Source organism: Paenibacillus glucanolyticus (assembly GCF_037333485.1).
Taxonomy (GTDB): domain Bacteria; phylum Bacillota; class Bacilli; order Paenibacillales; family Paenibacillaceae; genus Paenibacillus_AQ; species Paenibacillus_AQ glucanolyticus.
In genome coordinates, this window is record NZ_CP147845.1 from 3,564,336 (window position 1) to 3,577,390 (window position 13,055).

The window sequence follows — 13,055 nt, forward strand, 5'->3', positions numbered from 1 at the left end:
ATGTATTTTATGGGAGGAGGCTTCCTTGTCCTCCGGATAACTCCAATACTCGGTTTACAAAATCTGATTTTCCTACCATATAGCCCTCGCGATCATGCCGGAAGACGGTGGACAACTCTTTCTTCAAAATGGCGTATTCCACAACCCATTCTGGATGATGAAGGAGTGCATCCCGAAAAACAATATGCCTATGCAATTCACGGCTTTCTTGATCGCAGACATATACATGTTGAGCAAGTTTCAATTCAAGCCCATCGCTGTAGGGGACATAATCATCCTTTCTCCCAAAAGCCTCTCGGCCCTCGACGCCTAAATTCCCCTGATGATAATAACCTAGGGTTTCGAGTTTCGCTATAACTGTAGGAAGCGATTTCATAGAATCGATCACTACATCGATATCCAGAACAGGTTTTGCAGCCAGCCCCGGGATGGAGGTGCTCCCTACATGCTCGATTCTCAATACATCGTTACCAAGCGTATGCTCAAGTATGGTTTTGATCTCAAGAAACTTTTTTGGCCATTCCGGATTGTACTCTTCGATGATTACGGGTTTTGGACTCATATGTACGAGATGCCTCCAGTAATTGTGTAATGTGTAACGAACAGGTCTATGATGATTACCTGTAAGACCGTATTTCAGCCTCAATCGCTTCCGCATCTTGATGCTCTAGCCCATGCAAAGCCTCTTGCAAATGCCGTTAACCTCTATTTTAATAGTTTTCCTGATGTTGGTAAATCATTAAGAAACAATATTTATAATTTTGTCACCATTTCTCTGACAGTATAAAGCGCGGTTCCATATAAAAAGCGGCCAAGACACTCGTCTTAGACGCCATTTCCTCCTGTACCATACCAGATCCTATACCGCGTTCCACGTATACTGCAACAATGGCCCGTCTAGCCCCTATTTTCTTGCCGATATCAATAGAAACATGGGGCGATGGCATTCCTCTTCCCATTCCGGATGGGACATGATCTGTTCATCGGACGGCCCCCAGTCTTCTACATGGGTAATCGTGAAACCCAGCCCTATCATCATATTCAAGTAGGTTCCCATCGTCCGGTGCTGCTTAACAACGCCATCGGCTAACCAGTTCGTCGTACGCATCCCCTCATATTGGTAGTTATCAACAGGCCATGTGTTGTATCCATTTGGATGCTGGATCCATTCAGGACGGATCGATGCGGTGTATATCGGATGCTCAACAGAGCACACCAAGCTTGCCCCAGGTTTGAGTGATGAGTACACTTCCCCCATCAGACCCGACAAGTTCTTAATATAATGAAAAGCCAGGGAGCTGTAGACCAAGTCATACGACTCCGGCTCTAATTCCAGGACCTCCATATCGGCTCGAATATAAGTAATATGAGAATCCTGCGTTTCGGCCCTTCCCCGCGTCAGCATGTTCTCGGATACATCGACCCCTAACACCTTAGTGGCACCGTGTTGTCTGGCCCAGCGGCTGAACCATCCGAACCCGCAGCCTAAATCCAGCACATGAGCTCCGGTTAGATCCGGCAGCATGGATCGCAGGCTCGACCATTCAGGAGCACCATCCAGTCCGTGGACAGATCGGCTAAGTTGACTATACCCTTTAAAGAATTCATCATTATCATATATGTTTTGAGTCATAAACATGAAGCTCTCCCTTCTTAGTTATACCTGATCTAAACTTAGCTTCTTTAGGCTGACAACTCAAGTTCATGTTTAATTCTGAATGAATCAGGATCGCGCGAAAGAAGACATAAAGCGACATCTGATGAATCCGCGTGGGTATCATCGAATGTCGCTTTAAATTCTAGAGTTTCATTTTCTCACTCCGAATAATTCTACGGATGGATGGCTCCGTTAAATAATATCGCTCGGATAGGGCTTGAATGGAATCACCCTTCACATAGCTCTCCAGAATCATCTGATTCCGAATATCCAGATCCTTCTTTATCCCGGTTTGCTCTCCCCAGGACTTCCGATTCTCCGACTTTCTCGGAATATAAATATAACTTCCATCAATATAATGTTGAATGGTTTTGACTATGTGTTCAGGCAAAATATCTAGTGCTTTCTCGTATTTCATTCTCCCTGCTCCTATCTACATAGAATCGTGTAAATAGCGAGCAAAGCACTCACATGAAATATAAGCCGCTATGGGTATAGAAGTAGGCTCCGAACAAATCTTTGTTCGCTTATCTCCGTGCTGCTTTGCTCGGAGCCTGATTTAACGGTTTGAACGGTTGTGCTTCTACTATGAGCCATGCATTTCACCTCGCTGAAAAGAATGGGATCGTTCATTATTATTTTCTATTCTAACAAATTCAATTTCCTTCGTGCCAGGTTCAAATAACAACATGGTAGAAAATTGGAAAACATGCCCGTTTGAACCCAGTTGAAAGGTCACGGACGTTTTAATGTTAAACACGGCAATATAAAGTTCAAACTGAAGGTCGCTAACGTGTGTGAGGGGGAACTGCATGGAATTGAAGGTTGCCCGAAGCTCTCCCTCATCCAGCTCAACAACCATTTTGCCGTATCCCGGGTGTTCATAGGTTCCCATAAAATGCAGTAATGAGAGCGTTAATGGAATGACGAGTGCTTTCACGTCCGGAAGTGTCTCACCCTCTGCTGTCGGCTTAATTTCCACCTCGGATGCTTTCATTTTTTCCAGCGCTTGCGCACTCCAATCCTCTACCTCTCCACCCAGCATACGGTCAAAAATATGATTGGCAATCAGCACGGGAAGGGGGGTGCCATTGAGATTCGATAAAACAACGATACCTATTTGCTCCGCCGGAATAAAGGCGACATGAGCAGTGAACCCATCAATATTACCTCCATGATATACCATGCGTGAACCGCGATATGGCTCGATTGCCCAGCCAAGACCGTAACTCGCCATATTCGTCTGGTTCTGATTGATCTCCGTCATGTCACATACCATGTGGGGCGAATGTATAGCTTGCAGCATTTCTTTTGACACGATGTGCTGGTCATCATAGATCCCATGATTTATCTGAAACTTTACCCAGTGTGCCATGTCCTTTATGTTGGAATTAATTGAACCCGCCGGACCAATGGTATCGATGTTGCGGAATGGTATTGGTTTAGCTTGTTCTTCGAGAAGTATGTAAGGTATTGCAAAATCATGCTGAAGCTGCGTCTGATCCACCGAGAACTGACTTGAGGTCATACCAAGCGGTGTAAATATCCGGTTCTGCACAACCTCTTCCCAAGAAGAATCACTTACATATTCCACAAGATATCCTGCCACCATGTACATTATATTCTGATACTGCCACTTCGCCCTGAAATCCTCATTCGGCTCCAGATATTGCAGACGATGTATGATCTCTTCTCTCGTCAGGGCGGAATTGTACCACATCAGATCATGTCTGGGTAAACCGGAACGATGGCACAACATGTCCCTGATGGTGATTCTCTCCGTTGCAAAAGCATCAAACATTTTGAAGGTAGGGAAATACTCCTTGACAGGCTTGTCCAAATCCAGTTTCCCTTCATCCGCCAGGATTCCAGCAGCAAGCGCAGTAAAGGCTTTAGTGGATGAACCGATGGCAAAGATGGTCTCACTTGTCACAGGAAGTCCCTGATCGATATTTCGATGACCATAACCCTCCATCATGATGATCTCATGATTCTTCACAACCGCAACAGATAATCCGGGAACCTTCCACGCCTTCATCTGCTCTTCGATATAGGTATGGATCCCGTTCAATGATTCCATACCGGTTAATAACTCACTCATATCATCGGCCCTCTCCCTCACGCTTCGTTCATTCGATCACAATGATTTTGTGCAACTTGTAATCTTGGACATTCGACGTGCCCACACGGGATACCTTGTAGTACGGTTACAAGTAACCACTATTCTCTGACGCTTATCTATTAAGAAGAAAGGGATCAAGGAGAGTTTGGGATGTACGAACCCGGCCCTCGTTCCCTATACGCGAGTCAGGGATCGATATGTGGAAAACTTGAAACAAGTATAGTTGTATACGTGACAAAAAAGAAGCCTAAGGATCTATATCCTCGGGCTACGATCAACAACACGATCCATTTGTTTTACACACTGATTAAATATCTTTACCTAAATAGATCACTATCAGGTTATGATTCATAACCTTTTCCTTAAACTTGGTATAACCTAATCTTTCGTAAAATGCGAGATTTTTCGTGCTTTTGTGACCTGTGAACAGCTCTGCCCGGTTAACATCACTATAATGGTTCTCAACAGCGTTCATGTAAGCATCGTGCTGTAGGTCAAGTATTGCAGGTAAATCCCCGATTTCTGCTTTGCCGATGGCGATCATTTTCCATGAGCTCCTCTCCATATAGGTCCTTTTTATGGATGCACAGCCTCTAGCAGCTTCTCATTCAACACACGGAAGGCTTCTTGAATGGCTTCCCTCGGCGTCTTGCCGTATCGTTCCCCTATATGAACCTCAGATTGGCAATGATCTTCACTTGCCTCTTTAAGATAACTGATAAATCCGATGCCGGTCGTATTGTAAATATCCATTAGGATCGGTTCAAGCTGATTCTTGCCCAGTTGAAAGTACACATGAAACATGTTGGATACCGGAACTATAGGCTTAGTGACAACGGCATGACACTGATTAAACATCGCAGCCAGCTCTTTGGCCTCTTCATAATAACGGCCCATCTTCTCTATTCTCTGTTTATAATAGTACTCCGAGCTGATGATATACGGGTACAGACTGACCAAATCACCGCCATGACGCCGCTTCCATACTTTGGACTTAGCCAGGAAATCATTGTCGCCAGCCAGAATGGCTCCGGCAATCCCTCCGATGCCCTTGTAGAACGACACATATACACTATCAAAAAGCGAGCAGATCTCTGCAGCGGTTCTCTGATAATAAGGCGTAATTTCAAACAATCTTGCCCCATCCAGATGCAGCTTTATGCCTTGAGATCGACAATAGGCCGAAATGGCCTCAAGCTCCGCGTAATCGGGTAGCTGCCCTCCGATTTCACGCTGCGGCAGTTCAAGCAGCAAACAAGCAATGTCGCTATTCAGATTCTGAACATCTTCGAGTGTGATCAAACGATCCTCGCCAGCAAGGAGAATTGTCTCAATCTGATGCAGCTCCTTAAGCCCATCCTCTTCGTGAATCTCCAAATGGCACAGCGGGTGATACGCTACCCGTTTCAGTTCGGCTTCATCACACCATATCCGCAGGGCAATCTGCTGCGCCATCGTTCCGCTTGGAAAAAACACGGCCGATTCCTTCCCTAATTCGTCTGCCATAAACTTCTGAAAATCTTCAATAACGGCACCATTGCCGTACATATCTCCCGCCTGAGACCCGTCAACAGGCTGAAATGCCTCCAATAACACCTCGACATTCCTGCGACTATGCCCAATCAATGGATATGTAGTCTCATTATAAGCTTCGCCAAGAGATTTATGTTGTTCGTTCATAAGGTCAGTCACTCCTTCTGTTCAATTGAATGGATATGGCCGTGCCGGATGATGAATCGCCTGCCCCTTAAGCATACTAGATAACGAAACAAGTGAGAATTAAATTAATTTCAATTGAATAATTCCCGGAAAAACTTGACAACTCACAATTAAAGAAATAACATTATATATGAACATATGCTCATATTTAAATCATGATTGTATTACAACCATTAATCAAAATGTTAACATCATTCATTTGGAAGGGGAGTTTTTGATTATGCATCAACATAACCATCAACACGGACATGATCATAGCCATCATGATCATGCCCGGTCAGGGAATAAGAAAGGACTTCGCATTGCCTTGATCATCACGGTTGGCATCATGATTCTGGAGTTTGTCGGAGGATTGCTGACCAACAGTCTGGCTCTGTTATCGGATTCGGGCCATATGTTAAGTGATGCCAGTGCTTTATTGCTCAGTTTGGTAGCTCTATGGTTTGCCACAAAGCCTTCATCACCGAATAAAACCTATGGATTTTACCGTTTTGAAATCTTGGCGGCTCTTTTAAATGGTGTCGCATTGTTTGTCATTGCCGGATTTATCGTGTGGGAGGCGATCCAGCGTTTCAATGACCCTCCGACTGTTGCCAGCGGGAGCATGATGCTGATCGCCGTTATCGGATTGCTAGCTAACCTTCTCAGTGCCTGGTTCTTAATGCGAACGGGTGATGTGAAGAACAATGTAAATCTCCGCAGTGCTTACCTTCACGTCATTGGGGATGCGCTTGGCTCTGTGGGTGCTATTGTCGCCGGGATTGTCATGATTGCTTTCGGCTGGTATATTGCCGATCCCATAATTTCCATCCTGGTATCGATATTAATACTCAAAAGTGCCTGGAGAATCATACAGAATACGGTTCATATTCTAATGGAAGGGGTACCGGCATCCGTACACCCAGAGGCCGTAACGAAGTCATTGTTATCCATTACAGGGGTTACAGGTATCCACGATCTTCATATTTGGACGATTACGTCCAATTTCGACTCCTTGAGCTGCCACGTTGTTATCGCAGATGACATAGATAGCTTTGATGTTTTACAGCAAGCCATCGACCTTCTGGACACCCAGTTCCACATCGAACATGCCACGATTCAGATTGAGAATACCGCTATCGTTCATAAGAAGAATAAAGTCTAAAGCCCTTCCCTGCGGCAGCCCTGTAGTTCGTTAAAAGGGGAAAATCTGCTGCTCATGTTTACCCTTTTTACAAGTTCGGTGGACCTCCATAATGAAAGTATCAAGACATTCCGCATGGATGAAGCGAATTTATGAATGTCTTGCAGGGAGGTCACATGAACAACGATATATATACGCTGGAGAAGTTACATGAGTATCAACAGACAAGATTGGATGAACTTGATCGTCAGGGAAGATTCGTTATTTATGACGAGACAGGAATAAGCAAATCCCAACGCGCCGCCAAAAATGTCCGTCTTCTCGATAAGCTTTATGGCTTCTTTCGAAAACGCAGATCACGAAGAAGCCATCATAAATCTTTATAAATCAAAAAGAGCAAGCGAGGATGTTCTCGCTTGCTCTTTTTGTTGGCGGATCACACCTGCCAAATTTGCTTAAAATCCAGCCAGCCCAGATTATTGATGACTACACCCTTGTATGATGAATGTAACTGCGCTTGAAACTTGGAATGAATCAAGAATGAGACCTGTGCCTCCTCCCGAAGCCTTTCCTCAATGTTCGCCAAGAGATTCAGCCTTTCCTTGCACTCCTCACTGGCAAGCGCATCATCAATGCATTCTTTCACCCAGTCGTGCAGCGACGGATCCATGAATTCCTTGACAACGCTGTCCTCCTGCTCGTAATTTTCGATCAAGCATACTTCTTCACCAGGCAGAACAAGACCTTGCAGGATACAATCCATATTACTCATCACTTCTGGTTTGTGAATGGTGTCCATCTTCTCTTCGCAGATGATCAATAGAATGCCAATGGCAGCGCATTGATTCTGAACCCATTCCGCATCTTTCATATGATGAGCGAGAGAACCCATTCGAATGGGGGAACCGTCATAACCTGACTGCTGCAGCAGTTGTTTAGCCAAATCCGGATCGAATCGATCTTTGTGGTAAGGCGCTCCATCGTCTATCAGAAAACCTCTGGCCGGATACAGTCTGTACTCCCCTAATTCACGTACCATTCCGGACCGATTGAGAATCAGGCTGAAAGCACGTCGAAATTCGATGGATTGATATGGCCCCGGCTTCCTCATGTTCCACGTAATCAAGGTGGTACAGCCGTTCAGAGATTCAACGGTGTCCATGCCACTCATCTCTTCCGTAGGATCGCTTGGATCCGAATCCTGCAGCAACCGCTCCCACCTGACATCAGAGTGCTCTGCATCTTCCGGCATGAAGATGATTTGGACGCTGTCCAAGTGCGGCCGCCCCTGATAATAATAGGGACTCGCCCGAATAGACAATCGATCCTCCGTCCATTCCTCTACCTGAAAAGGTCCCGTCCCCACAGGAAGCTTCCAGTATTGCTCCTCATTGAAACGGAGCAAATGCTGCGGCACAATCGACATGCACGTGGCAGAGAGATACCGTATAAAGATCCGATTCGGTTTATTGAGGATAAATCGAACTTCGCGAGGAGAGACCACTTCAACGTTTTTTAGTTCGCGTAAGATCCAGCGGTTTCTTTTTCGTCCCAAGCGTTCCATCGTAAATTTCACATCATCTGCGGTTAATTCTTTGCCGTCATGAAACAGAATCCCTTTCCGAAGATGGAAGGTCCAGACCGTTGCGTCATTGTTGTTCTCCCAGTGATGTGCAATCGCCGGAAGATACTGATCCGTAGCGTTCTCATAGATCACCAAGCGGTCGAATATCTGCTGGATCATATGAGCCGGAAAGCTGTAGTAGCATTCTGCGGGGTCCAGCGTATCAATTAACCGGTAGACGGGAAGCCGCAAGGAATCCCTTGCTTCCTCTCCCTCCTTCTCCTCCTTGCAGAACCCGAAATGCCCATTCATCCATTCCACATAAGACTCATGCGTGCGGATTTCCTCACCGTAGTTGCGCATCAGCTCAAAGGCTTGTTTATATTCTCCTTTTTCCGTGAGCTGTTGTGCTGCTTCCTGCAGCAGCGCTTCCTTATCCGCCTGAAAAGTCAGCATGGAACGTATCCCTCTTCCACGGCCTGCCTTCCAGATGATCCATTCCTTCTCTTCCAGCTTGCGAAGAACCAGCTTGGCGTTTCGAGCTGAACAATACAGCGTGTTGGCAATCTGTTCAAGTGTTACTTCCGTAGCCATGCTGGCTGGAGCGTTAACAGCAAGCTTTTGGTGCAGCATAAAATATTGTTCGTGCAGCATTGCAATCCGCTCCCTCCTGGTAAATTCTATACGTTTTATTTTACTCGGAGATCGATGGGAGCGCGAGTGCCTTTTCGGTAGAAATCAATTATAGTCAAACATGACAAAAACGAGTTCAATGAATATTTGCATGGGACAATCTTCCTACACGTTATAAAGGACCTCCTCAAAACGTAGAGCATTATTTTCCACGACCGGCCTTTTTGTTGTTTTAAGCCAGAACGAATAAATTTCCTTAATCATGCAAGACTACCTGTATCTAGAGCAACATCATAAGGTGGTTATCCGCATGATACGATTTAGAAATCGAAAAAAACCGCAAAAAAATCCGAATCTGACCACTCGCAGAACGCCTGGTACACCAGAGAAACTGACGGGCTGCTTAGAGTCTGATTTAATGATCGTACGCTCCTGCCTAGGAGACAGTGACGACATCGAAATTCGCCATCTGCATATTTTCAATGAATTTCAAGGCGTTATCATCTACTACACAACCTTGGTCGACACCCTATCCATATATCGTGATATTCATAAACCACTGATGTATAAGCCTCGTCATCTGGAGGACAAGTCTATTCATTTGGATAATCTGATGGACACCCTGATGAATGAGACCTTGTACATTAGCGAAACGGCACGGGTATCTGATGGAGCTGACATTCTGGATGCCATTACAGAAGGCAGCACCGTGCTGCTCATCGATGGCATTCCCGGCGGCCTTGTGCTCGACACAAGGCAAATTGAGAAACGAGGTATCGAGCAGCCCCAAACTGAACATTCCATTCGAGGTCCGAAGGACGGGTTTATCGAGGTATTGGATTCCAACATCTCCCTGCTGCGTGCTCGTATCAAAGTGGGCGATTTTCGAATAAAAATTGTTCGCATTGGAAAAAGAACGAAAACCCGAGTCGCCTTATGTTACATCGAGAGCATTGCCAATCCCAAACTATTGAAGGAAGCGGAGAAACGACTTTCCAAGATTGACATCGATGGCATCCTGGATTCCGGCTATATTGAGCAGTTCATAGAAGATCATCCCTACTCCCCATTCCCTCAGGTTCAAAACACAGAACGACCGGATAAGGCCACTGCCTCCATCCTCGAAGGAAGAGTTATCATTATGGTCGATGGGTCCCCTTTCTCCCTTATCATTCCGGCGGTGTTCAACCAATTCTATCAAGTGACGGATGATTATTCGGAACGGTTCATCATGGGGAGCCTGGTTCGATTTATCCGGCTTCTGGCGATCGTCTTCTCCCTTATATTTCCTGCCCTGTACGTCTCCATTATCTCCTTCAATCCGGAGATGATTCCGACAGACTTCGCCGTGGCCGTGGCCGGTGGGCGGGCCGGTGTCCCCTTCCCTGCCGTTGTGGAAGTATTACTCATCGAGGTGTCTATGGAAGTGCTGCGGGAAGCGACGCTTCGATTACCGCAGCAGATCGGCGGTGCATTGTCCATTGTCGGCGTGCTTGTTGTTGGCGAGGCCGCCGTAGGGGCAGGCTTTGCCAGTCCGATCACGGTTGTTGTCATCGCGCTGACCACGATCGGTTCTTTTGCTACACCAGCCTACAATGCGGCCATCTCGATCCGAATGCTCCGATTCCCTCTGCTGATCGCCGGTGGGATGTTCGGGCTTTATGGCCTCATGATCGGTCTGATCATCATCATGAATCACCTGCTGTTCCTTGACTCGTTTGGCGTTCCATATATGAACCCGGTAACTCCGGTAAGCAAACAAGGGCTGAAGGATTCCTTGATTCGAGGACCGCTCTGGAGTTTCAAGAAGCGGCCCAGCCATCTGCATACCCTGGATGATGATCGATTAGGCTACGAAGGAGTGCCGAAAGCTGAACCTGTTCTTCAATCCAACAAGCAAGGAGAATAAGTCATGCAAGCTTCCTCACATATCACGGAGCGGCAGGTCGGTGCAGTGGTCATTAGTGCCATTATTGGTGTGGGCATACTTGCCCTGCCGCGAATAGCCGCAGAAGAAGCCAACACGGGGGCTCCTCTTGTCACACTGCTTGGAATCGGAATCGCGTTTATCGGTTTGCTCCTGCTCACGCTGCTGGGCATTCGCTTCCCTCGTGAGAGTATTTTCGAATATGGACAGAGAATTATAGGGCGCCCCTTGGCTTATGTGTTTAATACATGTCTGGCCGTCTTCTTCATCTTGCTGACCGCTCTGGCGGTGCGCGAATTCGGAGAAGTCATTACATCAGCCGTCCTCCGGCGGACTCCAACAGAAGTCACCATTATCACCATGATGATATTAGTCGTAATGGCTACAAGACAGAAGCTGTTGAAATTCACATACTTCCATGTCTTCTATCTCCCGTTCATATTAGTCCCGGGGCTTGCCATCGTCCTGGTGTCCTTGCAAAATGCTGAACTTCTGAATCTTCAGCCGATTATCGGGAACATTCCTGCACGATACGGAAAAGGGGCATTAACGATTGCCGCCTTGTTCCAGCCGGCTTTTATCGTTACACTGCTGATCCCGGCTATGCAAACGCCAAAAAAAGCAATCAAATCCTTTCTGGGCGGCATTTTCATATCAGGTACGCTGTATATGCTGATTGTCTGCGCCGCTGTAGCTGTATTCGGACCGCATGAGATCAATCATCTCATGTGGCCGACTCTGGAACTCGCGCGGGCCACCACCATTCCGGGTGACACCTTGGAGCGCCTCGATGCTATTTTTATCATCGTATGGGTGGTCTCGGTCTTTACCTCACTCGCAGCAAGCTACTATATATCGATTAATGGTGCCCAGAAGGTATTCGGAAGTCAGGATCATCGTTTCATTAGCCATTTCTTTCTCCCTTTCGTCTTTATTCTGGCGATGATCCCCAAAAGCGTGTTTTCCTTGTACGTGTTTGTGGAGATTGTGGGAATAATCGGACTGGTGCTGACCATAGGCTATCCCTTCATATTACTGATCGTGGCTTTATTGAGGAAAGTTAGAGGTGAACCGCATGGGAATTCTAGCGAAGTGCAAGAGACAGATTAGCTTTATGCTTCTGGTTTTATTAGTGCTCTCACTGACAGGCTGCTGGGATCGAATTGAAATCGAGGACCGGGCCTTGATTCTGGGGATTGGCATTGATGAGGCTGAGGAAGGGGCAAGCAGTACAGAAGATTTAACTACCCATTCCAGGGAAGAAGCAGCGCCGCTGGACAATCGCATGATTCGATTAACGGCGCAGATTGCCGTACCCGGCCGTATTCCGTTAGGTCCTGGCGGTAATGGAGGCTCGGCCGAGGGCAAAGAAGAACCGGTCTGGGTGGTTAGTGTCGTGGGACATACCATTAATGATGCCATGAATAATCTGCAGCAGGAAATTGCGGATCCCCGGTCATTGATTCATCTTCGAGTCATTGTTGTCAATGAGAACGTTGCACGTAGAGGCATGGACGATCTGAATGATTATTTGCGCCGTAATCAGGAGGTTCGCCGATCCACATGGCTGCTGATAACCGATAACAAAGCGGCGGATTTAATGGGAGTTGCTCCGCCATTAGAGCGGGTACCTACCTTATATTTATTGGCCATGCTTGAGAAGGCTGCCGACATGGGGAAGTTCCCGAAGAATTCCCTCTCCAACTATTGGAATAGTGAATCGAAGCTGGGGCAGAACGCCTACCTGCCCTACGTATCGATTCGTCAAAAAGAAAACATTCTGATTAAAGGCTTGGCCTATTTTAATTCCAATAAGCTGGTCGGTACGACCACACCCATCGAAATCGGTGCTTACATGGCGGCTAAGGGATTTAATCCCGGGGGTTATACCGCAATGTACAATGTTCCGGGTATTGGATTTGTTACGATCCGTGCTACAGAGCGCCAGTCCAACATCAAAGTCGACATACGGAATGGTAAACCTCATGCAACGATAAACGTCCGAATCCAGGCTGAATTGGCCGAGAAATACAGTCCCAAGCCAGGGATGGACGATCAGGAAGAGTTGAACATGGCTGAGAGGGGATTTAACCGGTTTGTCAAAGAAATGATCACGAGTTTACTTGAGAAAACTCAAAAAGACAAATCGGATATTATAGGTTTCGGTGAGATCGTAAGAGCAAACAACCGGGATTACTGGCACAAACACATTCGTGACAAAAATGACTGGGCCCTGTTGTACTCCAACATGACGTACACTATTCATGTGAGCTCCGATATAAGAAGAGTCGGCATGAAGGTAGATTAGGG

The 13,055-nt window shown here is 46.5% G+C and carries 11 protein-coding genes; 4 read left to right on the forward strand and 7 right to left on the reverse strand.

Annotation, left to right across the window (positions count from 1 at the left end):
* Positions 1–7: 7 nt before the first annotated feature.
* The 6 genes from WDY75_RS16795 to WDY75_RS16820 all read right to left on the reverse strand — a co-directional run bounded on the left by WDY75_RS16795 (position 8) and on the right by WDY75_RS16820 (position 5,459).
* Positions 8–562: a GrpB family protein gene (locus WDY75_RS16795; protein ID WP_036639319.1), complete on the reverse strand. Its 555-nt coding sequence runs from the start codon at positions 560–562 to the stop codon at positions 8–10.
* A gap of 342 nt (positions 563–904) precedes the next feature.
* Positions 905–1,633 (reverse strand): class I SAM-dependent methyltransferase, encoded by a 729-nt coding sequence (locus WDY75_RS16800; RefSeq protein ID WP_063479824.1) that lies wholly within the window; start codon positions 1,631–1,633, stop codon positions 905–907.
* Between the two features lie 166 nt (positions 1,634–1,799).
* A complete protein-coding gene (locus WDY75_RS16805) occupies positions 1,800–2,075 on the reverse strand; it encodes a CD3324 family protein (protein ID WP_063479493.1) in 276 nt (91 codons plus the stop codon).
* 168 nt (positions 2,076–2,243) lie between these two features.
* Entirely contained in the window at positions 2,244–3,758 is a 1,515-nt protein-coding gene (locus WDY75_RS16810) for a serine hydrolase (RefSeq protein ID WP_063479492.1), read from the reverse strand.
* A gap of 328 nt (positions 3,759–4,086) precedes the next feature.
* The gene (locus WDY75_RS16815; RefSeq protein WP_063479491.1) at positions 4,087–4,323 is read right to left on the reverse strand and encodes a hypothetical protein; all 237 of its coding nucleotides are present in this window, start codon (positions 4,321–4,323) and stop codon (positions 4,087–4,089) included.
* A gap of 32 nt (positions 4,324–4,355) precedes the next feature.
* On the reverse strand, positions 4,356–5,459 hold the full coding sequence (locus WDY75_RS16820) for a threonine aldolase family protein (protein WP_063479490.1): 1,104 nt from the start codon (positions 5,457–5,459) through the stop codon (positions 4,356–4,358).
* Positions 5,460–5,718: 259 nt separating this feature from the next.
* On the opposite strand from WDY75_RS16820, the gene WDY75_RS16825 reads away from it, so the two are divergent.
* On the forward strand, positions 5,719–6,642 hold the full coding sequence (locus tag WDY75_RS16825; RefSeq protein WP_063479489.1) for a cation diffusion facilitator family transporter: 924 nt from the start codon (positions 5,719–5,721) through the stop codon (positions 6,640–6,642).
* 415 nt (positions 6,643–7,057) lie between these two features.
* Here WDY75_RS16825 and WDY75_RS16830 read toward each other — a convergent pair whose 3' ends face one another.
* Positions 7,058–8,839, reverse strand: a complete 1,782-nt coding sequence (locus tag WDY75_RS16830) for an ABC transporter substrate-binding protein (protein WP_063479488.1) — start codon at positions 8,837–8,839, stop codon at positions 7,058–7,060.
* Between the two features lie 289 nt (positions 8,840–9,128).
* Here WDY75_RS16830 and WDY75_RS16835 point away from each other — a divergent pair, with 289 nt between their 5' ends.
* Genes WDY75_RS16835 through WDY75_RS16845 form a run of 3 tightly spaced genes read left to right on the forward strand, consistent with a single transcriptional unit; the run spans position 9,129 to position 13,053 of the window.
* Positions 9,129–10,727 carry a spore germination protein gene (locus WDY75_RS16835; protein ID WP_376167126.1) on the forward strand — a complete coding sequence of 533 codons (1,599 nt, stop codon included), beginning with the start codon at positions 9,129–9,131 and terminating at the stop codon, positions 10,725–10,727.
* A gap of 3 nt (positions 10,728–10,730) precedes the next feature.
* On the forward strand, positions 10,731–11,855 hold the full coding sequence (locus WDY75_RS16840; protein ID WP_006210780.1) for an endospore germination permease: 1,125 nt from the start codon (positions 10,731–10,733) through the stop codon (positions 11,853–11,855).
* Complete coding sequence (locus WDY75_RS16845; protein WP_040680724.1) at positions 11,821–13,053, forward strand: Ger(x)C family spore germination protein; 1,233 nt, start codon at positions 11,821–11,823, stop codon at positions 13,051–13,053. Before WDY75_RS16840 ends, WDY75_RS16845 begins: the two co-directional genes overlap by 35 nt.
* The last annotated feature ends 2 nt before the right edge of the window (positions 13,054–13,055 follow it).